Source organism: Micromonospora sp. NPDC005163 (assembly GCF_053599835.1).
In genome coordinates this window covers 1-26,057 of the sequence record NZ_JBSFYP010000011.1, presented here as the reverse complement: position 1 = coordinate 26,057, position 26,057 = coordinate 1, and the positions used below count along the sequence as shown (strand labels likewise).

At 72.4% G+C, this 26,057-nt stretch carries 24 protein-coding genes; 20 read left to right on the top strand and 4 right to left on the bottom strand.

What is annotated here, in order from left to right; translation table 11 throughout:
• The first annotated feature begins 72 nt into the window (after window positions 1-72).
• From ACWD6N_RS10580 to ACWD6N_RS10570, 3 genes are read left to right on the top strand one after another with little or no spacing between them, the layout of a single operon-like run.
• Window positions 73-738 (top strand): TetR/AcrR family transcriptional regulator, encoded by a 666-nt coding sequence (locus ACWD6N_RS10580; protein ID WP_354964183.1) that lies wholly within the window; start codon window positions 73-75, stop codon window positions 736-738.
• A 56-nt stretch (window positions 739-794) separates the two neighbouring features.
• Entirely contained in the window at window positions 795-2,252 is a 1,458-nt protein-coding gene (locus tag ACWD6N_RS10575; RefSeq protein ID WP_387325719.1) for an aldehyde dehydrogenase family protein, read from the top strand.
• Window positions 2,249-3,361: a zinc-binding dehydrogenase gene (locus ACWD6N_RS10570; RefSeq protein ID WP_354964185.1), complete on the top strand. Its 1,113-nt coding sequence runs from the start codon at window positions 2,249-2,251 to the stop codon at window positions 3,359-3,361. Before ACWD6N_RS10575 ends, ACWD6N_RS10570 begins: the two co-directional genes overlap by 4 nt.
• On the opposite strand, the gene ACWD6N_RS10565 is transcribed toward ACWD6N_RS10570, so the two are convergent.
• Entirely contained in the window at window positions 3,345-4,301 is a 957-nt protein-coding gene (locus tag ACWD6N_RS10565) for a TetR/AcrR family transcriptional regulator C-terminal domain-containing protein (protein ID WP_354964186.1), read from the bottom strand. The genes ACWD6N_RS10570 and ACWD6N_RS10565 overlap by 17 nt on opposite strands.
• A gap of 186 nt (window positions 4,302-4,487) precedes the next feature.
• Between ACWD6N_RS10565 and ACWD6N_RS10560 the strand changes: the two genes are divergently transcribed.
• On the top strand, window positions 4,488-5,687 hold the full coding sequence (locus ACWD6N_RS10560; RefSeq protein WP_387325716.1) for an FAD-dependent monooxygenase: 1,200 nt from the start codon (window positions 4,488-4,490) through the stop codon (window positions 5,685-5,687).
• 48 nt (window positions 5,688-5,735) lie between these two features.
• On the opposite strand, the gene ACWD6N_RS10555 is transcribed toward ACWD6N_RS10560, so the two are convergent.
• The gene (locus ACWD6N_RS10555; RefSeq protein ID WP_354964188.1) at window positions 5,736-6,593 is read right to left on the bottom strand and encodes an SPFH domain-containing protein; all 858 of its coding nucleotides are present in this window, start codon (window positions 6,591-6,593) and stop codon (window positions 5,736-5,738) included.
• A 223-nt stretch (window positions 6,594-6,816) separates the two neighbouring features.
• Between ACWD6N_RS10555 and ACWD6N_RS10550 the strand changes: the two genes are divergently transcribed.
• The 8 genes from ACWD6N_RS10550 (at window position 6,817) to ACWD6N_RS10515 (ending at window position 14,709) form a co-directional block, all read left to right on the top strand.
• The gene (locus ACWD6N_RS10550) at window positions 6,817-7,578 is read left to right on the top strand and encodes an ABC transporter ATP-binding protein (RefSeq protein ID WP_354964189.1); all 762 of its coding nucleotides are present in this window, start codon (window positions 6,817-6,819) and stop codon (window positions 7,576-7,578) included.
• Window positions 7,565-8,257, top strand: a complete 693-nt coding sequence (locus ACWD6N_RS10545; RefSeq protein WP_354964190.1) for an ABC transporter ATP-binding protein — start codon at window positions 7,565-7,567, stop codon at window positions 8,255-8,257. Before ACWD6N_RS10550 ends, ACWD6N_RS10545 begins: the two co-directional genes overlap by 14 nt.
• 53 nt (window positions 8,258-8,310) lie before the next feature.
• Window positions 8,311-9,561: an ABC transporter substrate-binding protein gene (locus ACWD6N_RS10540; RefSeq protein WP_354964191.1), complete on the top strand. Its 1,251-nt coding sequence runs from the start codon at window positions 8,311-8,313 to the stop codon at window positions 9,559-9,561.
• Window positions 9,562-9,573: 12 nt separating this feature from the next.
• Entirely contained in the window at window positions 9,574-10,455 is an 882-nt protein-coding gene (locus ACWD6N_RS10535; RefSeq protein ID WP_121654462.1) for a branched-chain amino acid ABC transporter permease, read from the top strand.
• The gene (locus tag ACWD6N_RS10530) at window positions 10,452-11,465 is read left to right on the top strand and encodes a branched-chain amino acid ABC transporter permease (RefSeq protein ID WP_354964192.1); all 1,014 of its coding nucleotides are present in this window, start codon (window positions 10,452-10,454) and stop codon (window positions 11,463-11,465) included. The genes ACWD6N_RS10535 and ACWD6N_RS10530 overlap by 4 nt, the downstream gene beginning before the upstream one ends.
• Before the next feature lie 78 nt (window positions 11,466-11,543).
• Window positions 11,544-12,176, top strand: coding sequence for a transcriptional regulator (locus tag ACWD6N_RS10525; RefSeq protein WP_354964193.1), 633 nt, complete (start codon window positions 11,544-11,546; stop codon window positions 12,174-12,176).
• Between the two features lie 344 nt (window positions 12,177-12,520).
• The gene (locus ACWD6N_RS10520; RefSeq protein WP_354964194.1) at window positions 12,521-14,089 is read left to right on the top strand and encodes a DHA2 family efflux MFS transporter permease subunit; all 1,569 of its coding nucleotides are present in this window, start codon (window positions 12,521-12,523) and stop codon (window positions 14,087-14,089) included.
• 11 nt (window positions 14,090-14,100) lie between these two features.
• Window positions 14,101-14,709, top strand: a complete 609-nt coding sequence (locus ACWD6N_RS10515; RefSeq protein WP_354964195.1) for a TetR/AcrR family transcriptional regulator — start codon at window positions 14,101-14,103, stop codon at window positions 14,707-14,709.
• An 18-nt stretch (window positions 14,710-14,727) separates the two neighbouring features.
• On the opposite strand, the gene ACWD6N_RS10510 is transcribed toward ACWD6N_RS10515, so the two are convergent.
• Together ACWD6N_RS10510 and ACWD6N_RS10505 are read right to left on the bottom strand one after the other, a co-directional pair.
• The gene (locus tag ACWD6N_RS10510) at window positions 14,728-16,647 is read right to left on the bottom strand and encodes a helix-turn-helix domain-containing protein (protein WP_354964196.1); all 1,920 of its coding nucleotides are present in this window, start codon (window positions 16,645-16,647) and stop codon (window positions 14,728-14,730) included.
• A gap of 14 nt (window positions 16,648-16,661) precedes the next feature.
• Window positions 16,662-17,444: a 3-hydroxybutyrate dehydrogenase gene (locus tag ACWD6N_RS10505; RefSeq protein WP_354964197.1), complete on the bottom strand. Its 783-nt coding sequence runs from the start codon at window positions 17,442-17,444 to the stop codon at window positions 16,662-16,664.
• Between the two features lie 271 nt (window positions 17,445-17,715).
• Between ACWD6N_RS10505 and ruvC the strand changes: the two genes are divergently transcribed.
• The 8 genes from ruvC to ACWD6N_RS10465 all read left to right on the top strand — a co-directional run.
• Window positions 17,716-18,243 carry a crossover junction endodeoxyribonuclease RuvC gene (ruvC, locus tag ACWD6N_RS10500; RefSeq protein WP_354964198.1) on the top strand — a complete coding sequence of 176 codons (528 nt, stop codon included), beginning with the start codon at window positions 17,716-17,718 and terminating at the stop codon, window positions 18,241-18,243.
• The gene (gene ruvA / locus ACWD6N_RS10495) at window positions 18,240-18,842 is read left to right on the top strand and encodes a Holliday junction branch migration protein RuvA (protein WP_354964199.1); all 603 of its coding nucleotides are present in this window, start codon (window positions 18,240-18,242) and stop codon (window positions 18,840-18,842) included. Before ruvC ends, ruvA begins: the two co-directional genes overlap by 4 nt.
• Complete coding sequence (gene ruvB, locus ACWD6N_RS10490) at window positions 18,839-19,906, top strand: Holliday junction branch migration DNA helicase RuvB (RefSeq protein WP_354964200.1); 1,068 nt, start codon at window positions 18,839-18,841, stop codon at window positions 19,904-19,906. Before ruvA ends, ruvB begins: the two co-directional genes overlap by 4 nt.
• 122 nt (window positions 19,907-20,028) lie before the next feature.
• Entirely contained in the window at window positions 20,029-20,385 is a 357-nt protein-coding gene (yajC, locus tag ACWD6N_RS10485; protein WP_354964201.1) for a preprotein translocase subunit YajC, read from the top strand.
• A gap of 278 nt (window positions 20,386-20,663) precedes the next feature.
• A complete protein-coding gene (secD, locus tag ACWD6N_RS10480; protein ID WP_450004675.1) occupies window positions 20,664-22,598 on the top strand; it encodes a protein translocase subunit SecD in 1,935 nt (644 codons plus the stop codon).
• Window position 22,599: 1 nt separating this feature from the next.
• The gene (gene secF / locus ACWD6N_RS10475) at window positions 22,600-23,793 is read left to right on the top strand and encodes a protein translocase subunit SecF (RefSeq protein WP_354964203.1); all 1,194 of its coding nucleotides are present in this window, start codon (window positions 22,600-22,602) and stop codon (window positions 23,791-23,793) included.
• 106 nt (window positions 23,794-23,899) lie between these two features.
• The gene (locus ACWD6N_RS10470) at window positions 23,900-24,466 is read left to right on the top strand and encodes an adenine phosphoribosyltransferase (protein ID WP_354964204.1); all 567 of its coding nucleotides are present in this window, start codon (window positions 23,900-23,902) and stop codon (window positions 24,464-24,466) included.
• Window positions 24,467-24,636: 170 nt separating this feature from the next.
• The coding region (locus ACWD6N_RS10465; RefSeq protein ID WP_449941798.1) for a RelA/SpoT family protein at window positions 24,637-26,057 on the top strand (1,421 nt) is incomplete at its 3' end.

Sequence of the window (26,057 nt, the reverse complement as noted above, 5' to 3'; positions counted from 1 at the left end):
CGGTCACCCTTAAACTAGCGGTGTAAGTTTTGCCGCGTCCAGACCCCACGGCCGAGACCCGCGAGGAGCGCAGTGCCCCGACCACGCCAGCCCCGGCTCACCCGGCAGCTCATCGTCGAGACCGCCACCGCGGTGATCGACGCCGAGGGCCTGCCGGCGTTCTCCACCCGCCGGCTCGCCGCCGAGCTGGGCGTGCGTGGTCCGTCGCTCTACAACCACTTCGCCACCAAGGACGAGATCCTGGACGCGGTCGCCGACGCGGTCACCGCCGCGGTGGACACCGGTGGCTTCGCCAGCCGGGACTGGGTCACCGCGCTGCGCGACTGGGCCTGGTCGTACCGGCGGGCGCTCACCGCGCACCCGAACATCGTGCCGTACCTGGCCCAGGGGCCCGGCCGTCGGCCGGCCGCGCTGGCCATGGCGGACGCGGTCTACGGCGGGCTGGTGCGCGCCGGCTGGCCGCCGGCCCGGGCCACCCACATCGGCGCCGCGCTGCGCTACTTCGTGGCCGGGTCGGCGCTCGGCTCGTTCGCCCGCGGCTTCGTCGAGGACCCCGAGCTGTACGCCGCGCACTACCCGCACCTGCGCCAGGCGCACCGGCTCGCCGAGCACCAGCAGAGCGTGGACGAGGGCGCGTTCGCCCTCGGCCTGGACGCCCTGCTGCACGGCCTGGCCGCCGAGTACGCCCGCACCGTCGGCCCCCTCGGTCCGGTGGAGTCCGCCCGGTCCAGCGGGTAGCGTCGAAACTCCCAGCGCTAGTTTCATCGCCCATCGCCCACCCCCGAAGGGACGACATGGACCTCGCCGCCGCGCCGTCGCAGCTGCTGCCCGACGCCCTGCGCCTCCGGCGCCACCTGCACATCGCCGGCCAGTGGACCGAGTCCACCGCCGGCGAGGTGATCGCAGTGGAGACCCCGAGCACCGGCGAGCTGGTCGGGCAGGTGCCCGCCGGCACGCCGGCCGATGTGGACCGGGCCGTGGCCGCGGCGCGCGCCGCCTTCCCCGGCTGGTCGGCCGCCACCGCCGCCGAGCGCTCCGCTCACCTCGACCGGCTGCACACCGCGCTCGCCGCGCGCGCCGACGACCTCGCCCGCACCATCGCGGTGGAGCTGGGCGCCCCGCTCAAGCTCGCCACCCGGGTGCACGTCGGGCTGCCGCTGATCGTGCTGCGCGACCACATCGCGCTCGCCGCCCGACCACCAATCGAGGAGAGCATCGGCAACTCCCTCGTCGTCCGCGAGCCGATCGGCGTCGTCGGCGCCATCACCCCGTGGAACTACCCGCTGCACCAGGTGATGGCGAAGCTGGCACCCGCGCTGGCCGCCGGCTGCACGGTGGTGCTCAAGCCCAGCGAGCTGACCCCGCTGACCGCGTACCTGCTCTTCGACGCGGTCACCGAGGCCGGGCTGCCGCCGGGTGTGCTCAACCTGGTCCCCGGCACCGGCCCGGTGGTCGGCGAGGCGCTCGCCGGGCACCCCGACGTCGACCTGGTCTCGTTCACCGGCTCCACCGCCACCGGCGCCCGGATCATGCGGCTCGCCGCCGACCGCATCGCCCGGGTCGCGCTGGAGCTGGGCGGCAAGTCCGCCAACGTGATCCTCCCCGACGCCGACCTGGCCGCCGCGGTCAAGGTCGGCGTCGGCAACGCCCTGATCAACTCCGGCCAGACCTGCACCGCGTGGACCCGGATGCTGGTGCACCGCGACCGGTACGCCGAGGCCCTCGACCTGGTCGCCGCCGCCGTCGCCGGCTACCGCCTCGGCGACCCGTTCGACCCGGCGACCCGGCTCGGCCCGCTGGTCTCCGCCGCCCAGGCCGAGCGCGTCCGCGGCCACGTCGACCGGGCTCTCGCCGACGGGGCCCGGCTGGTCGCCGGTGGCCCGGACGCCCCGGTGCCGGCCCAGGGACACTACGTCGCCCCGACCGTCTTCGCTGACGTGCACCCGGACAGCGCGCTCGCCCAGGAGGAGGTCTTCGGCCCGGTGCTCGCCGTCATCCCGTTCGCCGACACCGACGAGGCGGTGGCCATCGCCAACAACTCGAAGTACGGGCTGGCCGGCGCGGTGTGGTCCGCCGACACCGACGCGGCGCTCGCAGTGGCCCGGCGGCTGCGTACCGGCGCGGTCGACATCAACGGAGCGCCGTTCAACCCGCTCGCCCCGTTCGGCGGTTACAAACAGTCCGGCCTCGGCCGGGAGTTGGGTGTGCACGGGCTGGCCGAGTTCAGCGAGCTGAAGGCGATCCAGCGATGAGCCCCGAGCCGGCCCCGGCCGGGCCGGTCACCGTCCGCGCGCTGGTCGCGCGAGGGGCCGGCGCCGAGCTGCGGGTCGAGCGGGTACGCCTGCCCGCGCCCGGCCCCGGCGACCTGCGGGTGACGATCACCGCGGCCGGCGTCTGCCACTCGGACCTGTCCATGGTGAACGGCACCCTGGCCGCGAGGTTCCCGCTGGTGCTCGGGCACGAGGCGACCGGGGTGGTGGCCGAGGCCGGGCCGAACACCCGATTGGCGGTCGGCACGCCGGTGGCCCTCAACTGGGCGCCCGCGTGCCGGGCCTGCTGGTGGTGTCAGCACGACGAGCCGTGGCTCTGCGCCGCGAACACCGCCCCGACGGTGGCGCGCGGCGAGACCGACGACGGCACCGGACTGCACCTGACCCTCGGCCTCGGCGCGCTCGCCGAGGCGGTGGTGGTGCCCGAGAGCGCCGTCATCGCCATCCCCGGCGGGCTGCCGCCCGAGCAGGCCGCGCTGCTCGGCTGCGCGGTGCTCACCGGCATAGGCGCGGTCGGCAACACCGCCCGGGTGGCTCCCGGCGAGTCGGTGGCGGTGATCGGGCTCGGTGGGGTCGGGCTCGCCGTGCTCACCGCCGCCCGCCGGGCCGGCGCCACGTCGATCCTCGCCATCGACATCGCCGAGGCCAAGCGCGACCTGGCGCTCGCCGCCGGCGCGACCGACTTCCTGCTCTCCGACGACCGGCTCTCCAAGGAGGTACGGGCACGCACCGAGGGCCGGGGCGTCGACCACGCCTTCGAGTGCGTCGGCCGCGCCGCCACCATCCGGGCGGCCTGGCGGCTCACCCGGCGCGGGGGAGCGGTGACCGTGGTCGGCATGGGCGCGAAGGACGACATCGTCAGCCTCGGCGCGCTCGACATCTTCCACTCCGCCCGGACCCTGCGCTCCTCGGTGTACGGCTCGTCCGACCCGGATCGGGAGGTGCCCGAGCTGGCCCGGGCCGCGCTCGACGGCACGCTCGACCTGGCACCGCTGGTCAGCGGGGTGGTCACCCTCGACGAGGCGCCGGCCGCGTTCGACCGGCTCGCCCGGGGCGAGGGCGCCCGCTGGGTGGTCAGCTTCCCGGACTGAGCTGAGGGTCGGCCTGCGGCGGCTGCTCGATCAGCGCGGCGTAGCCGTCGAGGAGCCGCCGCAGGCCGAACTCGAAGACGCTCTCCAGGTCGAGGTCCAGGTCGCCCTCGTCCGTGAGCGCGGCCATCGTGGAGTAGCCGCGGCTCGTGATCGCGTGCTGGAACGTGGCCACCTGACGGTCCACCCACTCGTCGTCGGTGAGGCCGGTGTCCTGCTCCGCCTGCGCCCGCATCTCCAGGTTCGTCGCGATTCCGCGGACGTACGCCAACAGGGCGATGGCGACGTGCCAGCGCACGTGCCGGTCGAGGCCCAGGCCGGCGGTGGCCCGCAGGCCCCACTCGGTGTGCGCCATGGCGTGGGGCAGCACCTGCGGACGGGCGATCGAGATGGCGTGCGGCAGCCAGCGGTGCCGCCGGTAGGTCGCCCACTGCGCTCGGCCCAGCAGCTCCAGCTGGGCCCGCCACCCGGCCGGCGGAACGGCCGGCAGCGGCGCGTTGGCCAGAACCGTGTCGGCCATGGTCAGGATCAGCTCGTCCCGGCCGCGCACGTGCCGGTAGAGCGACATCGTGGACACGCCCAGCTCGGCGGCGATCTGCCGCATCGACACGGCAGCCAGGCCGTCCGCGTCGGCCCAGGCGATCGCGGCCCGGATCAGCCGCTCCCGGGTCAGGTTCGGCTCCGCGCCGGCACCGCTCCGGCGCACCTGCGGCACCGCCGCGCGGGCCGGGGCCACCACCGTGCCCGCGCCCGGTCGGGTCAGCACCAGACCCTCGTCGCGCAGCAGTGCGAGGACCTTGGTGGCGGTGGCGATGGCCACCCCGTGCTCGCGGGTGAGCTGCCGGGCCGACGGCACCCGATCGCCCGGACGCAGCTCCCCGAGGTCGACCCGGCGGCGGATCTCCGCGGCGATCAGCCGGTACGGCGGCTCGGAACCGGTCATGGCGCACCTCCGGTGCAGCGTACTAGTACGTGCCGCGCCCGGCGGCTCTCCCTGGCGCAGCGTACTAGGTCGGGCCGAGCGCATGGATCCCTGTGTAACTACCGTTCGCTGCGCGGGACGACCTCCCGTCCGAGCCGCGGTGACGGCTGGGTTGACGGTGTAAAGCTCGATCTCAGGAGCGGTGCGATGGACGACAGGACCGTACTCATCTCCGGCGCCGGTGTGGCCGGCCCCGCGCTGGCCTTCTGGCTGCGCCGGAACGGCTTCGCCGTCACCGTCGTGGAGCGGGCGACCGGGCTCCGCCCCGGCGGGCAGGCGGTGGACGTGCGGGGGACCGCCCGGGAGGTCGTCGACCGGATGGGGCTCACCGCCCGGATCCGGGCCGAGTGCGTCCGGGAGCAGGGCATGGCGGGCGTCGACGCGCGGGGTCGGACGCGTTACCGGATGCCGGTGCACGCCTTCGGCGGCGAGGGCATCGTCGCCGACATCGAGATCGAGCGCGGCGACCTGGCCCGTCTGCTGTACGAGGAGACCCGCGCCGACGTGGAGTACATCTTCGACGACTCGATTGAGACACTCACCCAGACCGGGGACGGGGTGCGGCTCACCTTCGCGCGATCCGCCCCGCGGACCGTGGGCCTGGTCGTCGGGGCGGACGGCTCGCACTCGCGTACCCGGGCTCTGGCCTTCGGCCCCGAGTCGGCGTACGTCCGGCCGCTCGGGGCCTACCTGGCCTACTTCACGACCCCGTACCGGAACGAGACGGGCTGGTTCGAGCTGCACAACGCTCCGGGCGGTCGGGTGGTGGGCACCCGTCCGACCCGGCACGGCACGACCAGCGCGCTGTTCAGCTTCGTCTCCCCACCGCTCGACCTGGACCGCCGGGACCGGAACGCCCAGCAGCGACTCCTCACCGAGCGCTTCGCCGACGTCGGCTGGCGGACCGGGGAACTGCTGGCCGCGATGCCCGACGCCCCCGACTTCTATTTCGACTCCTACGGGCAGGTGCGGATGGACACCTGGAGCACCGGGCGGGTGGCGCTGCTCGGCGACGCCGCCTGGTGCCCGTCCCCGCTGACCGGGCAGGGAACCAGCCTGTCCCTGGTCGGGGCGTACGTGCTCGCCGGTGAGCTGGCGGCGGCCCGGGGTGACCACGTGATCGCGTACCGCCGCTACGAGGAGACGCTGCGGGCGCACGTGGCGCGCGGCCAGGATCTACCAGGCGGAGGCGTCTCCGGCTTCCTGCCGGCGACACGGACCGCGATCCGGCTGCGCGACGCGTCCATGCGGGCGATGACCTCCCGCCCGTTGCGGGCGCTCACGACCAGGCTCGTCTTCAGCCGGGCCGACGGGTTGACCCTGCCGGAGTACGCCGTCGCCGCGTGACGATCGCCGGGTGACCCGGCCCACCCGGAGCGGGTGGGCCGGTCCCGGTCACTTGCCGGTGACGATGCCCGGGTTGATGCAGAGTCCCGGGTTGGCCCCGTTCTTCTCGGCGATCTCCAGGCAGCGGGTCACCTTGTCGACCTTCGCGTTGGTCTCGGTGATCTGCTTGGAGATCTCGGCGTTCTTGCGGTCCTGCTCCAGGTTGCGGGTCTGGGCCAGCTTGTCCTGGAACGCCTTGATGTTGCCCTCGGTCTTCTCGTCGTGGTTCACCCGGGTGATGGTCACCGAGAGGATGTCGACGTCGGCGGCGAGCCGGGTCTCCGCGCTGGTCTTGATGTTCGCCGCGAAGGGCTTCAGGTCGACGTTCAGGTCGCCGGTCTGGGCGTCGATCTTCTCCAGCGGGTTGTACGCCGCGAACGCGTCGTTGACCGCGCTGTCGAGCTGCACGCCCACCCTCTGGCCACGGAAGCTGGTGAAGTCCCCCTTGTAGTCCATGAACTGCTTCGGCGCGTTCTCCGGCTTGACCTGCCACTCGATGAGCACCTCGACGCAGGCGTCGGCGAGCGTGCCGGTGCGGACCCGTACGCAGTTGTTGCCGCCGATGTGGTCGTACTTCTGCCGGCCCGCGTCCCACTCGCCGACCTTCTGCCAGGGCGCCACCCACTTCAGGCCCGAGCCGGTCACCTCACCGGTGGGCTTGCCGAAGCTGGTGACGATGCCGACCGAGCGGATCGGTACGGAGTGGGCGCTGGAGGCGACGCCGATCAGCAGCGTGAGGGCGAGGCAGCCGAGCGCCGCGAGGGCGGCCGTCCGCTTCACGGCGGTTCTCGGGGCGACGAGCGCCAGGACGGCGCAGACCGCCAGGGCGACGGCGAAGACGATCGCCATGGTGAAGCCGACAGGCATGGGTCGGGGGCCTTTCGCTGGGCTGTGTGGATCATCAACCTAGGGGGCTCGGTCAAGTTGGTGACGTCGGGGAGTGGGGTTTCAGCACGTCTCCTGCCGGCCGAATATGGATGCCATCGACATGGCTCGACTCGCAGGACCGGCCGTAGGTTTCCTCCACGCGACGGCCCTGTGACCACGGTCACCGATCGGACGTCGCCGCGACCCTGCGGAGGATGAGGCGATGGCCGGGCAAGCGCTCCTGTCGGCCCGTGGGCTGACCCGAGACTTCCGGGGCTTCCGGGCGGTCGACGACGTCGATCTCGACGTCGCGCCGGAGAGTGTGCACGCGCTGGTCGGCCCCAACGGCGCCGGCAAGACCACCCTGTTCAACCTGCTCACCGGCTTCCTGCGGCCCAGCGGCGGGCGGATCGAGCTGGCCGGGCGGGACGTCACCGGGCTGCCCCCGGAGCAGGTCGCCCGGCTCGGCGTGGCCCGCTCGTTCCAGATCACCAGCCTCTTCCCGCAGTTGTCCGCACGTGAGCACGTCGCGCTGGCGCTGCAGTCGTCCAGCGGGTTGGGCTGGCGGTTCTGGCGGTCCGCGAAGCTGATGGGCCGCTACACCGGGCGCGCCGACGAACTGCTGGCCATGGTGGGGTTGGCCGAGTTGGCGGACGCCCCCTCCGAGGCGCTGGCGTACGGCCGCAAGCGCGCCCTGGAACTGGCCATCGCCCTGGCGCTGGACCCGAAGGTGCTGCTGCTCGACGAGCCGACCGCCGGGATGGGCCTCGAAGACGTCGACCGCACCGTCGAGCTGATCGGCCGGGTCCGCCAGGGCCGGACCGTGGTGATGGTCGAGCACAACATGAGCGTGGTCGGCCGGCTCGCCGACACCGTCACCGTGCTCCAGGCCGGCAAGGTCCTCGTCGAGGGCCCGTACGAGCAGGTCCGCGCGGACGAGCGTGTGATCACCGCCTACCTGGGAGCCGCTGATGCTGCGCATTGAGAACCTGTCCGCCTGGTACGGCGAGGCGCAGGTGCTGCGGGACGTCAGCCTGGACGTCGCCGCCGGCGAGGTGGTCACCCTCGTCGGGCGCAACGGCGCCGGCAAGTCCACCCTGCTGCGCTGCGTGATGGGGCTGCACTCCGGCCAGCGCGGCACGGTCGAGCTGGACGGGCGGGACGTCGGGAAGCTGCCGGCGCACCGGCGGGCCTGGCTCGGGCTGGGCTGGGTGCCCGACGACCGGGGCAGCTACGCCACGCTGACCGTGACCGAGAACCTCACCCTGCCGCCCCGGGCCGGCCCGGACCCGTGGTCGCTGGAGCGGGTGTACGAGGCGTTCCCCGCCCTCTACACCCGGCGTGACTCCGCGGCCACCATGCTCTCCGGCGGCGAGCAGCAGATGCTCGCGCTGGCCCGGGTGCTGCGGATGGGCGCCCGGCTGCTGCTCTGCGACGAGCCCACCGAGGGGCTCTCTCCACTGTTGGTGCAGCAGGTCGGTGACCTGCTGCGGGAAGCCAAACGGCACGGGGTGACCGTGCTGCTGGTCGAACAGAACCTGCACTTCGCCACCGGCGTCGCCGACCGGCACTACCTGCTGGCCGAGGGACGCGTCGCCGAGGCGATGGACAACTCCGAGGTGCGCTCGCGGGAACGCGAGCTGCTGGCGTACCTCGGAATCTGATTTTTCTCTCAACGACGACCCGCGCGATGAGGCGCGGAATGGATGGAGTGGGCATGCGGAGGACGGTGGGTGTGGCTGCGGCGTCGGCCGCGGTGGTGCTGGTCGCCGGTTGCGGCGGCGGTGGACCCCAGTCGGGCGGCGACCAGAAGCTGACCGGCGACAAGATCGTGCTGGGCGTGCTCAACGACCAGTCCGGGGCGTACTCGGAGTTGTCCGGGAAGAACTCGGTCACGGCGGTGGAGATGGCCATCGCCGACTTCACCGCCAAGTACGGCGACAAGGCGGTGACCAAGGACATCACCGTGGAGACCGCCGACCACCAGAACAAGCCGGACGTGGCCAACTCCAAGGCCCAGGAGATGTACGACCGCAAGGGCGTCGACCTGATCCTGGACGTGCCCACCTCGTCGGCGGCGCTGAAGGTCGCCGACGTGGCGAAGGAGAAGAAGAAGCTCTACTTCAACATCGGGGCGGCGACCACCGACCTGACCGGCAAGAGCTGCAACAAGTACACCTTCCACTACGCCTACGACACGTACATGCTGGCCAACGGCACCGGGAAGACCACGACCGAGCAGATCGGCAAGAACTGGTACATCCTGTACCCGAACTACGCCTTCGGTCAGGACATGGAGAAGAGCTTCTCCACCGCGATCACCGCGGCCGGCGGGAAGGTCGTCGGCAAGGACGGCGCGCCGTTCCCGAACACCAGCGGCGACTTCTCCACCTTCCTGCTCAAGGCGCCGAACCTGAACCCGAAGCCGGACGTGCTGGGCACCATGCAGGCCGGCGCGGAACTGGTCAACGTGGTGAAGCAGTACAACGAGTTCAAGCTGCGCGACAAGGGCGTCGGCCTGGCGGTGGGGCTGATGTTCCTCACCGACATCCACTCGCTGACGCCGGCCGCGCTGGCCGGCACCACGTACACCGACGCCTGGTACTGGAACTTCGACGCGAAGAACCGGGAGTTCGCCGACCGGTTCCAGCAGAAGTCCGGCACCCGGCCGACGTTCGCGCACGCGGCCAACTACTCCGCCGCCCTGCAGTACCTGGAGGCGGTGCAGGCGGCCGGCACCGACGACGCGGACGCCGTCGTCAAGGGTCTGGAGGGCAAGACGGTCGAGGACGTCTTCCTGCGCAACGGCAAGATCCGCGCCGAGGACCACCGGGTGGTGCACGACGCGTACCTGGCCCAGGTGAAGCCGCAGTCCGAGGTGACCGAGCCGTGGGACTACGTCAAGGTGCTCAAGACGATCCCCGCCGCGGAGGCGTTCCGCGCGCCGTCGGCGGACTGCAAGCTGTGAGCGTGTGACGCTGTGAGCGGATTCGCGCAGAACACGTTCAACGGGTTGGTGAGCGGGGCGTTCTACGCCCTGCTCGCCCTCGGGCTCGCGGTCATCTTCGGCATGCTGCGGGTGGTCAACTTCGCCCACGGCGCGTTCTACATGCTCGGCGCGTTCGGCGCGTACGTGCTGCTCACCGAGGCGGGCGTGCCGTTCTGGGCGGCCCTGGTGATCATGCCGGTGGGGCTGGGTCTGCTGGGCATGGCCCTGGAGCGGGCGGTGATCCACCGCCTGACCCGACTCGACCCGCTCTACAACTTCCTGCTCACCTTCGGCCTGACGCTGATCCTGCAGGACCTGGTGAAGCTGCGCTACGGCGTGCAGTCCAGCCCGTACGAAACCCCGTCGCTGTTGAGCGGGACGGTCAACTTCGGGCTGTTCGACTTCCCGACCTACCGGGTGTTCATCCTCGGCTTCGCGGTGCTGCTCTGCGTCGCCGTGTGGTGGGTGCTCACCCGGACCCGGATCGGCATGGTGGTCCGCGCGTCCACCGAGCGGCCCGACCTGACCCGCGCGTTCGGTATCGACGTCGGGCGCTGGGTGACCCCGGTCTTCGGCTTCGGCATCGGGCTGGCCGGGCTGGCCGGTGTGCTGGCCGCGCCGATGCGCGCGGTCAACCCGCTGATGGGCGCCGACCTGATCATCGTGGTCTTCGCGGTCGTGGTGATCGGTGGGCTGGGGTCCATCTTCGGGTCGGTCGCCGCCGGCTTCGGCATCGGCCTGGTCCAGGCGTGGGGCGAGGCGTACCTGTCGAACTTCCCGATCGTGTCCCAGACGATCGTCTTCATCGTGATGGCCGCGGTGCTGCTCTGGCGCCCGGCCGGCCTGTTCGGCCGTGAGGAGGCGCCGGCATGACCAGCACCGTGGACACTCCGGCCGACGCGCCCCGGGCGGCGCCGCCGTCCGGGCTGGTCACCGTGGCCCGTGCCCCCGGCTGGGTGCGGTACGCGCTGCTCGCCGTCGGGCTGGCCGTCGCTGCGTGGCTGCCCAACGGCCTCTATCCGGCGGTCGCGGTGGACATCCTCTGCTGGGCGTTGTTCGCCGTCGCGGTGGACCTGCTGCTCGGCTTCACCGGGCTGATGTCGTTCGGGCACGCCGCGTTCTGGGGCACCTCGGCGTACGTCACCGGGTTGGTGGCGATCCACGCCGGCCTGCCGTTCCCCCTGGCGGTGCTGGCCGGGGCGCTGGCCGCGGCCGTGCTGGCGGTGCCGATCGGCTACCTGGCGGTCAAGCGGACCGGCATCTACTTCGCCATGGTGACGCTGGCCTTCGCGCAGATGGTCTACTACGTCGCCAACGAGTGGCGCTCGGTGACGCAGGGCGAGAACGGCCTCCAGGGGGTGCCCCGCGCGCTGTTCGGCTGGGACCTCACCGACGACTACTACTTCTATTACGCGATCCTGCCGATCGTGCTGCTCGGGCTGGCCGCGGCCTGGCGGATCGTGCACTCGCCGTTCGGTCGGGTGCTGGTCGGCATCCGCGACAATCCGGCCCGCGCGCGGGCGCTGGGCTATCCGGTGCACCGCTACAAGCTCACCGCGTTCGTGCTCTCCGGGTTCATCGCCGGCCTCGGCGGCGGACTGTTCGCGGTGGGCCACCGGTTCGTCTCGCTGGACGTGCTGCACTGGACCACCTCCGGCAAGGCGGTCATCGTGGTGGTGCTCGGCGGGATCGGCACCCTCTGGGGCGGGGTGCTGGGCGCCGGGATCGTGGTCCGTCTGGAGGACTGGCTGTCGTTCTCCGGGTTTGAGGCGATCGGCCTGGTCACCGGGGGCATCTTCGTCCTCGTCGTGGTGCTGTTCCGGCGCGGCATCTGGGGCAGCGCCGCCGCGCTGGCCCGCCGGCTGATGGCGCGCCGCCGGTAGATCTCCGCGCCGGCGCATCCGCCGCGCGCCCTCGTGGCGTACCCCAGGGTAGCGAACACCTACCCGGGGGTACGTCTGGTGCTGACCGATCCGATGCCGGCGGAGGCCGTGGAGACCGCGCACAAGCGGGTCACGCTGGCGGCCGAGGACCTGGACGGCAACCGGGTCGCCACGTTGTTGCTGGAGCTGGCCGGGGAGTGGGGTGTACCGGCGCTCTGGCAGCAGGTCTGCCAGCCGCTGCTGGCCCGGCTGCCGGGGCGTACCGCCGCCGAGATCGCCGTCGAGCACGCCCTCTGTGCGGGCGTGCGGGTCGGGCTGGACGTGTACCGGCGGGAGCCGGGGCGGTCGCTGCCCACCGGCGGCGTGCTGCTCGCCGGGGCCGAGCGGGAGGCGCACTGCCTCGGCCTGCACGCGCTCGCCGCCGCGCTGCGCGAGCACGGTCGCGGCTGCCTGCACCTCGGCCCCGCCCTGCCGTGGACCGCACTGACCAGCGCCGTGTACCGGGCCCGCCCGAGCATCGTCGTGCTCTGGTCGCAGACGCCGGTCACCGGCCGCGCGTACCGCCTCGTGCGCTTCGCCCGGGATTTCCCGCTGCTGCGGGTGTACGGCGCCGGGCCCGGTTGGATCGAGCCGCTCGCCGCGCCGGCGACGCGCCTGCGTACGCTGCCCGCCGCCGTCGCCGCCTGCCTGGCCGCCCCGCGACCATGCTGACCTCGGCGGCTAACCGGCCCCCGCGGTGTGGCCGGCCCCCGCGGGGTGGCCGGCCCCCGCGGGGTGGCCGGCGCGAGGGCGACCGGTGCCGGGTCCGCCTTTGCTCTGCTTCAACCGACGCAACACTCACCGCCCGAAACCGTTGCGCGGGTTGAAGCAGAGCAAAGGCGGCGGGGGGGGGTGCCCCACGGGTCAGACCGGGACCGGGACCGGGACGACGTGACGCCGGCCACATACGATACGGATCGGTTCCGTATCGTTAATGCCGCCAGTACTCTGACCGGAGTTACGAGTCTGGCCCGTATCGTATTGCGCGGCCGGTGAAACCGGGGGGAGAACCGGGCATGGAGCTGCACGAGAACACCGGACATCCGAGGAGGTGGGCGATCCTGGGGGTGCTGGTGATCAGCCTCCTCGTCGTCGTCCTCGACAACACGATCCTCAACGTCGCCCTACGCACCCTGGCCGACCCGGTGCACGGCCTCGGCGCCAGCCAGGGCGAGCTGGAGTGGTCCATCAACTCCTACACGCTGGTCTTCGCCGGGCTGCTGTTCACCTTCGGGGTGCTCGGTGACCGCGCCGGCCGCAAGCGCTTCCTGATGATCGGGCTGGCGCTGTTCGGCCTGGCGTCGCTGCTCTCCGCGTACGCCCAGGACCCGGCACAGCTGATCGCGGCCCGCGCCCTGATGGGGGTCGGCGGCGCGGCCATCATGCCGGTGACGCTGTCGATCATCTCCAACGTCTTCGACCCGCGCGAGCGTGGCCGGGCGATCGGCGTCTGGGCCGGCGCGGTCGGGCTCGCGGTGGCGATCGGTCCGATCCTCGGCGGCGCGCTGCTGGAGCACTTCTGGTGGGGCTCGGTCTTCCTGATCAACGTGCCGGTTGTGGTCGCCGGCGTCATCCTGGTCGCCCTGCTGGTGCCCGAGTCGCGCGACCCGCGCCCGGGCCGGGTCGACCTGCTCGGCGTCCTGCTCTCCGTGGTCGGCCTGGTCGCCCTCTCCTACGGCATCATCGACGGCGGCGAGCACGGCTTCGGCCGCCCGGTGGCCTGGGGTTCGATCGTCGTCGGCCTGGCGGTGCTCGCCTGGTTCGTGGAGCACGAGCGGCGCAGCGACCACCCGTCGCTGGACGTCCGGCTGTTCCGCCTGCCCCGGTTCGCCGCGCCGGTGGCCATCGTCGGCCTGGTGTTCTTCGCCGCGATGGGCGTGATGTTCTTCAGCTCGTTCTACCTGCAACTGGTACGCGACTACAGCCCGCTGCAGACCGGTCTGCTCTTCCTGCCCTTCGCCGGCGCCCAGCTGATCTTCGCGCCGCGCAGCGCCGCCATGGTCCGCCGCTACGGCGGCCGGGCGGTCGCCACCGTCGGGCTGGCGCTGACCACGGCGGCGCTCGCCGCGTTCGCCTTCGTCGACGCGTCCACCCCGATCTGGATCGTGCTGGTCGTCTTCTTCTTCCAGGGCGTCGGAATGGCCAACATCATGCCGCCGGCCACCGAGTCGATCATGTCGGCGCTGCCCCGGGAGAAGGCCGGCGTGGGCTCCGCGGTGAGCAACACCGTCCGCCAGGTGGCCGGCGCGCTCGGCGTGGCGGTTCTCGGCTCGGTGCTCTCCGCGGTCTACCGGGCCGACGTGGACGGCGCGCTGACCGGCCTGCCCGCGCAGGCCCGTGACGCGGCGAACGAGTCGATCTCCGGGGCGTACGCGGCGGCCGGGCAGCTCGGGCCCGCGGGGCCGGCGCTGATCTCGGCGGCCAACGACGCCTTCGTCACCGCCATGCACTGGGCGGCGGCGCTCTCCGCGGTGGTCGCCGCGCTCGGGATCGTGGTGGTGCTGCGCTGGATGCCCGGCCGGGAGGCCGTGGCGGACGCGCCGGCGGCGCCGGTCGCCGAGCCCGAGTTGGCCGGGACAGCCTAGGTTCGGGGACAATGTCCGACATGACGTCCACTGCCGATGCTCCGCGGTCGCCCGGGCGACCGCGGAGCCTCCGCGCCGATGAGGCGATCATCGAGGCCACCCTCGACCTGCTCGCCGAGGGCAGCACCATCGAGGCGCTCTCGATCGAGGCGATCGCCGCCCGCGCCGGGGTCGGCAAGGCCACCATCTACCGCCGCTGGGCCGGCAAGGACGCGTTGCTGCTGGACGCGCTGCGCCGGCTCAAGGGCATCCTGCCGCAGCCCGAGGGGCACTCCGTCCGGGACGACCTGGTGCTGCTCGTCGGCGCGATCGGGAAGAACGTCGACCCGCGAGCGGCGAAGATCATGCCCTGCCTGGTGCCCGCGGTGAATCGCAGCCCCGACCAGTTCCAGCTCTACCAGAACATCATCGCCCCGCGCCGGCAGCTGATGCGCGAGGTGTTGCGGCGGGGTATCAGCGAGGGTCTGCTCCGGCCGGACATCGACCTGGAGGTGACCATGGCGCTCCTCACCGGGCCGATGCTGATCCAACGGGTGCTGCGCTGGAACCCGGAGCTGGACGAGCGGGCCCTGCCGGAGCCGGTCGTCGACGCGGTGCTGGAGGGCATCCGCGCCCGCTGACCCGTACCCGGCCGGTGGTCAGCCGGCCGGGGTGCGCAGCCGGTGCAGGCGCAGCGCCAACTGCACCTCCAGCGCCCGCTCGGGCCGCTGCCAGTCGGCGCCGAGCAGCTGACCGACCCGCTCCAACCGCTGGGTCACCGTGTTGACGTGCACGTGCAGCTGCTCGGCGGCCCGGGCCAGGCTGCCGCCCACCCCGAAGTACGCCTCCAGCGTCTTCACCAGCGCCGTGCCCCGCCGGGCGTCGTAGTCGAGCACCGGCCCGACGGTGGCGGTGAGGAACTGGGCCACGTCCTTCTCGCCCCGGTCACCGACCGTGCCCAACAGCAGCCCGACGAAGCCCAGCTCCGCCGTGCTCGCCCCCTGACCGGAGCGACCCAACGCGCCCAGGGCGGTGAGGCAGCGATCCGCCTCGTGGAACGCGCCCGCGAGGGTCGCCGGCCCGGCCGACGGGCCGCTCGCCCCGGCGGTCACCGGCCGACCGGTCACCCGGGACAGGTCCCGGGCCACCGCACGGGCGCTGCCACCGGCGTCCCGCCCGGGCAGCATCAGCACCACCCGACCGTCGCGCGCCGCCGCCAGCCCGCCCCGCGCCGAGGCGTACGTCGTGGCCCAGGAGAGCACCCGCTGCCGGGCTGAGCCGGTAGCCGCGATCGCGTCGTCGCCCACCGCCACCAGCACGTGCGGGGCGTCCAAATCGACCCCGAGGCGGCGGGCCCGACTGCGCAGCGCGTCGGTGTCCCGCAGCGGCCGGGCGATCAGATCATCCAGCAGCTCACCGCGGACCCGCCCCTCCGCCTCCGCCACGGTGCGCCGGAACAACAGCAGCAGAGCGGTCACCAGCGCGGCCCGCTCCAGAATCCGCTGGTCGGCGTCGACCAGCTCGTCGTCCGGGCGCAGCACCAGGGCGCCGAGGTTCTCCGCGCCCGCCACCACCGCCGCGTACCAGAGCGGGCCCCGGCGCACGCTGCGCCCCTCCGTCCGGGACGCGGCCACCGCCTCGACGATGTCCGCGCGATCCGGCTCCTCGATCTCACCGACCCGGGCCAGCAGCCGCCCCTCGGCGTCCAGTGCCAGCAGCGCCCCGTCCAGCACCTCGGTCACCGCGGCCGCCACGTCCTCCACCCCGCCGCCGCGCAGCACCAGCGCGGTCATCCGGTCGTGCGCCGCCGCGGCCCGCTCCACCGAGCTGCTGTGCGCCCGGATGGTGGTGTTCGCCGCCGACAGCTCCGCCAGCGCCGAGCGGGTCTCGGCGAGCAGCCGAGCGGTGTCGATCGCCACGGCGGCGTGCGCGGCGAGGGAGACCAGCAGCGCCACCTCCTCCCGGGCGAACGGCCGGGCCGAGCGGTTCGCCGAGTACAGCACCCCGATCGAGGTGGAGCCGAGCCGCAGGGGCACCCCGAGGATCGCCACCAGGCCCTCCTCGCCGACCCCGGCGTCGATCTCCCCGGTGTGGTGGAAGCGCTCGTCCTCGCCGTAGTTGGCGGTGACGTACGGCGCGCCGGACTGGGCCACCAGTCCGCCGAGGCCGGCGCCCATCGGCAGCCGCAGTCGCTGGAAGCGGGCCGAGACCGAACCGTCGGTCACCCGCATGTAGGTGTCGCCGTGCTCGTCGTCGTTGAGCGTCATGTAGGCCACGTCGGCGCCGAGCAGGTTGCGGGCCCGGTGCACGATCGCCCGCAGCACGTCGTCCAGGTCGCGCAGCCCGGCCAGGTCGCTGACCGTGTCGTACAGGCCGGACAGCTCGGTCTCCCGGCGGCGCCGGCGCTCCAGCAGCGCGCGGACCCGCAGCGCCACCGTCTTCGCCTGCTCCAGCTCGGCCAGCCGGTCGGCGGGCAGCCCGGCGGCCCGCGCGGCCACCAGCGGTCCCTCGAACTCGACCGCCGCGGCCTCACGGGCGAGCAGTTCCAGGAACTCCACCGGCGACGACATGGTCGACATTGTGCTCGGGCCCACTAGTTGGCCGTCCAGCCCCCGTCGAGCGCGATCGACGCGCCGGTGATGAACGCCGCCGGCGGTGAGCAGAGGTACGCCAGCAGCTCCGCCACCTCCTCCGGTTCGATCAGCCGCTTGATCGCGGCCCGGGCCAACATGATCTTCTCGATCACCTCGGCCTCCGGGATGCCGTGGCTGGCCGCCTGGTCGGCGATCTGGCTCTCCACCAGGGCGGTGCGCACGTACGCCGGGTTGATGCAGTTGGCGGTCACGCCGTGCGCGGCACCCTCCAGCGCCACCACCTTCGACAATCCCTCCAGCGCGTGCTTCGCCGAGACGTAGGCCGCCTTGTACGGCGACGCTCGCAGCCCGTGCACGGAGGAGATGTTGACGATCCGGCCCCAGCCACGCGCGTACATGTGCGGTAGCGCGCGGCGGATCAGCAGGAACGGCGCCTCGACCATCACCCGCTGGATGTACTCGAAGCGCTCGACGGGGAAGTCCTGCACGGGCGCCACGTGCTGGAGCCCGGCGTTGTTCACCACGATGTCCACGTCCACGTCGAGCCGGTCCACCGCGGCGGCGTCGGCCAGGTCCACGCCCTCGGCGCGGCCACCGACCTCGGCGGCGACCGCCTTGGCCGCGTCCAGGTTGCGGTCCACCACGAGCACCTTGGCGCCGGCCGCGCCCAGCCGCAGGGCGCAGGCTCGCCCGATGCCGCTGCCACCCCCGGTGACCAGGGCGGTCCGACCAGCGAGGTCGACGTGTACGACGTGGGGGACCGCCACGGGTTCTGCCGTCATGGCGCAAGAAGTTACGAGCTGTGTGGCCCCGCGCACATGTTCCGACAACACATATCCCACACCAAGTCTGTGTGGCCCCCCGCGCACGGCGGGTCTCCCGGCCGCTCTCGTCGATCATGGAGTCCTGGTGCCCGATCAGCGGGCTTTCGCGGCCTTCGTGACCCACCACACCTCCATGATCGACAGGGGCGGGCGTGTCTCTTCCGTGCCCTTGGGGGTGGGGCAGTAGGGTGTCGAACACACGTACTGCTGACGGGTGGAGGGGGGCGGCGTGCGGGTTCTCGGGGTTGACCCGGGGTTGACCCGGTGCGGGGTGGGCGTGGTCGAGGGCGTGCCCGGCCGGCCCTGCACCCTGATCGCCTACTACGTGGTCTACACCGACCCGGCCGACGACCTGCCGCTGCGGCTGCTGCACCTGGACCGGTCGCTGACCGAGTTGGTGGCCGAGCATCAACCGGACAGCGTCGCCGTCGAGCGGGTGTTCAGCCAGCACAACGTCCGCACGGTCATGGGCACCGCGCAGGCCAGCGGCATCGCCGTGCTGGCCGGGGCGCGCGCCGGGCTGCCGGTGCAGACGTACACCCCGAGCGAGGTGAAGGCGGCGGTGACCGGCTCCGGTCAGGCCGACAAGGCGCAGATGACCGCCATGGTGACCCGACTGCTGCGGCTGGCCGAGCCGCCGAAGCCGGCCGACGCCGCCGACGCGCTCGCCCTGGCCATCTGCCACGTGTGGCGCGGCGGGACCCGCTCCAAGCTGGCCGCGGCGGCCGACCGGGCACGACGAGGAGGAGCGGGATGATCGCCAGCGTGCGCGGCACGGTGACCGCGACGGGTCCGGACCAGGCCGTGATCGAGGTCGGCGGGGTCGGCCTGGCCGTGCACTGCGCCCCCGGGATTATCGCCGAGTTGCGGGTCGGCCAGAGTGCCCGGCTCGCCACCAGCCTGGTGGTCCGGGAGGATTCGCTGACCCTCTACGGCTTCGCCGACGACGATGCCAAGGCGCTGTTCGAGCTGCTCCAGACCGCGAGCGGCGTCGGCCCGAGGCTGGCCCAGGCGGTGCTGGCCGTGCACACCCCGGACGCGGTGCGCAAGGCGATCGCCAACGCCGACACCGCCGCGCTGACCCGGGTGCCCGGGATCGGCAAGAAGGGCGCCGAGCGACTGGTGCTGGAGCTGCGCGACCGGATCGGCCCGGTGTCGATCGGCGCCGACGGCGTGGGCGGGGTGACCGGCGGCGCCTGGCCCGATCAGGTCCGCCAGGCGCTGGTCGGGCTGGGCTGGACGGCGGGGCAGGCCGACCAGGCGGTGGCCGCGGTGGCGGAGACCGTCGACGGCGAGACCCCGCCCGTGCCGGTCCTGCTCAGGCAGGCCATCCGCCTGCTGGGTCGTACCCGATGAGTGAGACCGAAGGGCTCGTCTCGGCGTACGTCACCGACGCGGAGCGGGACGCGGAGGCCACCGTACGGCCCAAGCGGCTGGCCGAGTTCATCGCTCAGGACCGGGTCCGCGATCAGCTCGACCTGTTGTTGCAGGGCGCCATGCGGCGGGGCTCCCCGCCGGACCACATCCTGCTTTCCGGCCCGCCCGGCCTCGGCAAGACCAGCCTGGCCAACATCGTCGCCGCCGAGCTGGGCTCGGGCATCCGGGTGACCAGCGGCCCGGCGATCGAGCGCTCGGGCGACCTGGCGGCCATCCTGACCAGCCTCGCCGAGGGTGACGTGCTGTTCATCGACGAGATCCACCGGATCGCGCGGCCAGCCGAGGAGCTGCTCTACAGCGCGATGGAGGACTTCCGGGTCGACGTGGTTGTCGGCAAGGGGCCGGGCGCCACCGCCATCCCGCTGGACGTCGAGCCGTTCACGCTGGTCGGGGCGACCACGCGGTCGGGCCTGTTGACCGGGCCGATGCGGGACCGGTTCGGTTTCGTCGCGCACCTGGACTTCTACGCCCCGAAGGACCTGGAGACCCTGCTGCACCGCTCGGCGCGGATCCTCGGTGTGCCGATCACCGCCGAGGGCGCGGCCGAGATCGCCGGCCGGTCCCGGGGCACCCCGCGGATCGCCAACCGGCTGCTGCGCCGGGTCCGCGACTACGCGGAGGTGCGGGCCGAGGGCGTGGTCAACCTGGGCACGGCCCGGGCCGCGCTGACCGTGTACGACGTGGACGCGCTCGGCCTGGACCGGCTGGACCGGGCGGTGCTGACCGCGCTGGTCGACTCGTTCCGGGGCGGCCCGGTGGGGCTGTCCACGCTCGCCGTGGCGGTGGGGGAGCAGCCGGACACGGTCGAGGAGGTCTGCGAGCCGTTCCTGGTCCGCGCCGGCCTGCTGGCCCGTACCCCGCGCGGCCGGGTGGCGACCGAGGCCGCCTGGCGGCATCTGGGCCGAACACCACCGAATGGTACATTTGGGGTGGATGTCCCACCGGCGCCCGATCTGTTCTCGTTGGACGCCGAACAGCCGTGATGTGAACGTGATCTGCACCGCATTCGGTGTTCTCAGGTGCAGGGATTAGACTTCGCCGCGGTCTGTACAGGACGTGAGAATCCGCCTCCGCTCCGGCACCCCGTGTGCCGGGCAGGTGGCCAATGGGAAGGTCAGTAACCGTGCATTACGCAGCAGCGGGTGGCGGGGCCGGCAGCTTCACGCCGATCCTGATGATCGCCCTGCTCTTCGGTGTCATGTACTTCATGATGATCCGTCCCCAGCAGAAGCGCCGCCGCGAGGCGGCGTCGATGCAGTCCAACCTCGGCCCCGGCGACGAGGTCGTGACCATCGGCGGGCTCTACGGCACGGTCACCGGCATCGAGGACGACAGCGTCCTGCTGGAGGTCGCCCCGGGCGTGCAGACCCGGTACGCCCGGCCGGCCATCGCCCGGGTGGTCACCCGCGCGGAGCTGCCGAGCGAGCCGGCCACCGAGGACGCGGACACCGTCAAGGAGTGACCCCTCCCTCCCGGGGGTGGCGGGTCCGGCGTACGGCCGGCCCACGGCCCTCGGGCCGCCGCGCCCGACGGGGCAGCGGACGTGACGTGAAAACTGGATAGTTGGGTCGACGCCGGGCGTCGGCACGTTCCCGTGACCGTCGGCGTCCCGCGCCGGCGCGTACGGCCACCGTGTCGGCCCCTCGCCGGCCCAGGTCAAACCCGTCGGCCGGGACCCCCGGCCCGACACCCGCCGCCGCCGCGCGCAGCGGCGCGACCGTACAGGGAGACAGGACAACCGTGGCACCACCTCAGGGACAGATGCGGCCCGGCCGGCAGCTCGCCGTGCTCGGGTTCATCTTCGTCGTCCTCTACCTATTGGTGTTCTTCGCGGGCGGCGCCAGCGGGAGCTTCAAGGACCGGCTAGAGCCCAAGCTCGGCCTGGACCTGATCGGCGGCACCCGGATGACGCTGGAGGCGACCAACAGCGTCGACGGCAAGCCCCCGACGGCGGAAAACCTCGAGGAGGCCCGCCAGATCATCGAGAGCCGGGTCAACGCGTTCGGCGTGGCCGAGGCCGAGGTGGTCACCGAGGGCAACCGCAACATCGTCATCTCCCTGCCCGGTGAAAACCGGGACCTCACCGACGTGGGCAGCGCCGCCGAGCTGCGCTTCCGCAAGGTGCTCAAGGCCGCCGACGGCAGCGGGACGGCCGCGGTGCCGCCGCCCGCCGCCACGCCGGCCCCCTCGGGCAGCGCAAGCCCGACCCCGTCCGGCAGCGCGTCGCCGACCCCGTCGGGCAGCGCCGCGCCGAAGGTGACCACGTCGCCGAGCGGCGGGCAGGGCGGGATGGCGCCGACGCCCAGCGCCAGCGCCAGCGCCAGCGCCACGCCGACCCCGTCGGCCTCGGCCTCGCCGAGTGCCGCCACCCCGTCGCCGAGCGCCAGCGAGGAGCCGGTGCCGGCCAGCATCGAGGAGCAGCGCAAGGCCGTCGAGCAGAAGGTCGGGGCTCCCACCTGGCAGGCCGCCAGCGGGTTGCAGGCGCCGGCCGACCTGACCGCCGAACCGTCGCTGGCCGACAAGCTCAAGCCGTTCGGCACGCTGTCGCCGCAGGAGGTGGCGGTGCTGCCGGCGCAGATACAGTTCAACGTGCCGACGATCAGCTGTGCACAGCTCGACAAGCGCCCGCCGGCGTCGATCTCCGACCCGAAGCAGCAGGTGGTCTCCTGCGAGGACGGCGCTTCCAAGTACCTGCTCGACCAGGCCAAGGTGCTGGGCACCGACGTGGACGACGCCGACGCGGTGCTCGACCAGACCAACGCCTGGGTGGTCAGCCTGGACTTCACCGGCGACGGCCAGGGCAAGTGGACCGCCCTCACCCGTGAGGCGTTCAACAACGAGGGCCAGGCCTGCGACGCGACCGCGCTGGGCCAGGACGGCAAGTGCCGGGTGGCCGTCGTGCTGGACAACGAGATCGTCTCCTCGCCGGAGATCCAGGGCGTGCTGACCGGCAACTCCCAGATCACCGGCAACTTCACCCAGAAGGACGCGAGCACGCTCGCCGGCCAGCTCCGCTACGGCGCGCTGCCGGTGACCTTCGAGCCGCAGGAGTCGCAGAACGTCACCGCCACGCTGGGTGCCAGCCACCTGCGGGCCGGTCTGCTCGCGGCCGGCATCGGCATGCTGCTGGTCATCATCTACGCGTTCTTCTACTACCGGCTGCTCGGCTCGGTGATCTTCCTGAGCCTGATCCTCTCCGCGCTGCTGGTCTTCGGCGCGCTGGTGGTGCTCGGCCGGCAGATCGGCTTCACGCTCACCCTCGCCGGCATCGCCGGCATGATCGTCTCGCTCGGTGTGGCGGCGGACTCGTTCGTCATCTACTTCGAACGGTTGAAGGACGAGATCCGGGAGGGGCGCAGTCCGCGTAGCGCGGTGCCCCGGGCCTGGATCCGGGCCCGCCGGACGATCATCTCGGCCAACGCGATCACCCTGCTCTCCGCGGTGGTGCTCTACGTGGTCTCGGTCGGCACGGTCAAGGGCTTCGCGTTCGCCCTCGGCCTGGCCACCGTGCTGGACCTGGTCGTGGTCTTCCTCTTCCGGCACCCGATCATGACGATGTTCGCCCGGACCCGGGCGTTCCTGTCCCCGCGGGTCAGCGGTCTGGGCCGGGCTCTTCCGGCCCGCAGCCAGCAGACTCAGACTCAACCCCGCAACCCGCGCGCCAAGGAGGCCTGAGATGGCTCAGAACGGTCTGGCGAGCCGCCTCTACAACGGCGAGGCCGGTCTCAACGTCGTCGGTCGACGCAAGCTCTGGTTCGGCGTCGCCGGGGTCCTGGTCCTGATCGCGATCCTCAGCTTCTCGATTCGTGGGTTCAGCCTCGGCATCGAGTTCGCCGGCGGCAACTCGTTCCAGGTGCCGGCCAGCGTCGGCACCCTGGAGCAGGCCGAGGAGGAGGTCAACTCCGCCCTCGCCGCCGAGAACACCGGCGTCGAGGTGGCCACCGCGCAGAAGGTCGGCGGCCCTGGCGGCGACTCCTACGAGTTGCGCACCGGGCAGCTCTCCGCCGAGCAGGCCAATGCCGTCAAGGCCCAGATCGCCGAGGATCTCGGCATCGATGTCGGCCAGATCAGCGGCAACCAGGTCAGCGAGGCGTGGGGCAGCCAGGTCACCGAGCGGGCCGTCCTCGGCCTGGTCATCTTCATCGCGCTGGTGATGGTCTACCTGATCCTGCGGTTCGAGTGGCGGATGGCGGTCGCCGCCGTCTCCTCGCTGTTCATGAACCTGATCCTCACCGCCGGCATCTACTCGCTGGTCGGCTTCGAGGTCACCCCGTCAACGATCATCGGTTTCCTCACGATCCTGGGCTTCGCGCTCTACGACGTGGTGGTGGTCTTCGACAAGGTCCAGGAGAACACCCGGGGCATCACCGCCAACAACAACCAGACGTACGGCGAGGCGGCCAACCTGGCCGTCAACCAAAGCCTGATGCGGTCGCTGAACACCTCGGTGGTCGCCCTGCTGCCCGTCGGTGGTCTGCTCTTCATCGGCGCCGGCCTGCTCGGCGCCGGCACGCTGAAGGACCTCGGCCTGGTGCTGTTCGTCGGTATGGCGGTGGCGTTCCTGACCTCCATCCTGGTGGCCACGCCGCTGCTGGCGCTGCTGAAGAACTACGACCCGCGGATCCAGGCCCACAACAAGCGGGTGCTGACCCGTCGGGGCGCGCTGTCCCGTGGCGAGATCACGCCGAAGGGTGCCCCGAGCCCGGGCCAGGCCGACGGTGCGGAGACCCCGGTCGACCCGGACTCCGCCGCGCTGGCCGGCGCCGCCCCCAAGGTGGGCGCCCGGCCGACGGGTAAGCGGCCGACCGGCGCCCGGGGCGGTCGCCCCGGTGGCGGCGGCAACCGGCCGGGTGGCGCCAAGCGGCGCTGACCGGCGCCCCGGGGCGGACCCGGGAGGAAACACCCGAACGGCGTCCGGCATGCTGTGCGAGCAGCATCGCCGGACGCCGTCGTCGTTGGAAGGAAACGGAACAGCCGTGACGGAGACCCACAGCACCGCGGCGCGCGGGGACAGCGGCCCGGAGACCGCCCGGCTGGTGGCCAGCCGGGTGCTGGACGTGCCCGACTTCCCCCAGCCCGGTGTCATGTTCAAGGACCTGATGCCGCTGTTCGCCGACGGTAAGGCGTTCCGCGAGGTGACCGACGGGATCGTCGCGTACCACGGGCGGGACAGCTTCGACGTCGTGGTCGGCATCGAGGCTCGCGGGTTCGTCGTCGCGGCGGCAGTCGCGTACGCGGCCGGGGTGGGCGTGGTGCCGGTGCGCAAGGCCGGCAAGTTGCCCCGCCCGGCACACGCGGTGTCCTACGCCCTGGAGTACGGCGAAGCCACCCTGGAAGTGCACGAGGACGCCTTCACCGCCGGGCACCGGGTGCTGGTCGTCGACGACGTGCTGGCCACCGGCGGCACCGCCGAGGCGACGCTGGATCTGGTCGAGCGGGCCGGCGGGACCGTCACCGGCTTCACCGTGCTGCTGGAGCTCGCCTTCCTGGGTGCCCGCAAGCGGCTGGCCCCGCGTCCCGTCCATGCCCTGCTGACCGTTTGAACCCGGGCCCGTCGGACGGACCGGGCACCGACCGTCCGGCGGAGCGGCAGGGGACCGTCCGTGCGGGTAGCATTGCCCTTTGCTGACGCCGGCGGTCACGCCGTCCGGCGGCGCGAGACCAGGCCGGCCGACGTACGGCCGGTGCGTTCCGGCGAGCGGTGAGGAGGCCGGTGTCCCACGATGTCGTCCCTCCGGTGGAGGGCACGGTGCACCCGACAGGCGACGCTGACGGCTCGGTGACGGAGCGGAACGGTGACGCGCCGACCAGGGTGACGGGCGCCGGCAACGGCACCAGCAAGGCTCCGGCCGAGGGCGCGGTGCGTCCGACCGTGGCGGTGCCGAGCGCGGAGGCGTCCCCCGGTGCCGACGGGGTCGTGGTCCCGTTCCCGACCGACGCCGGCGTCGAGCCGCTGCCCAGCGGCGGCTTCGGGCTGTCCAACGCGCCCACCGGGCGGCGGGTCCGGGCCCGGCTCGCGCGGTTCAACGCGCCGTGGCAGACCTCGCAGGTCAGCGAGGTGCTCGAACCGCTCATCGCCAGCCACCGGGAGAACCACCCGAAGGCCGACGCCCGGCTGCTCCAGCGCGCCTTCGACACGGCCGCGCGGTGGCACTCCGGGCAGTACCGCAAGTCCGGCGACCCGTACATCACCCACCCGCTCGCGGTGGCGACCATCCTGGGCAACCTCGGTATGGACACCACCACGCTGGTCGCCGCGCTGCTGCACGACACCATCGAGGACACCGAATACACCCTCGACCAGATGCGCGCCGACTTCGGCGGCGAGGTCGCCCTGCTGGTCGACGGCGTCACCAAGCTGGACAAGGTCAAGCTGGGCGACGCGGCCAAGGCCGAGACGATCCGCAAGATGGTCGTGGCCATGGCCAAGGACCCGCGGGTGCTGGTGATCAAGTTGGCCGACCGGCTGCACAACATGCGCACCCTGACCTTCCTGCCCCGGCCTAAGCAGGAGCAGAAGGCCAAGGAGACGCTGGAGATCCTGGCCCCGCTGGCCCACCGGCTCGGTATGAACACGATCAAGTGGGAGCTGGAGGATCTCGCCTTCGGCACGCTGTTCCCGAAGCGCTACGAGGAGATCAACCGGCTGATCGGGGAGCACCAGCCGCAGCGCGAGGCGCTGCTGCGGCAGGTGACGCAGAAGGTGCAGACCGACCTCAAGGCCGCCAAGATCAAGGCGGAGACCACCGGCCGGCCGAAGCACCTCTACTCGATCTACCAGAAGATGATCGTGCGGGGTCGCGACTTCAACGACATCTACGACCTGGTCGGCGTGCGGATCCTGGTCGACACGGTTCGGGACTGCTACGCCGCGCTGGGCGTGATCCACGCCAACTGGCAGCCGGTGCCGGGCCGGTTCAAGGACTACATCGCGATGCCCAAGTTCAACATGTACCAGTCGTTGCACACGACGGTCATCGGGCCTACCGGCAAGCCGGTGGAGATGCAGATCCGCACGTACGCGATGCACCGCACCGCGGAGTTCGGCATCGCCGCGCACTGGAAGTACAAGGAGCACAAGGGCACCCAGATCGTCGGCCCGCCGGCGCACATCGACGAGATGACCTGGCTGCG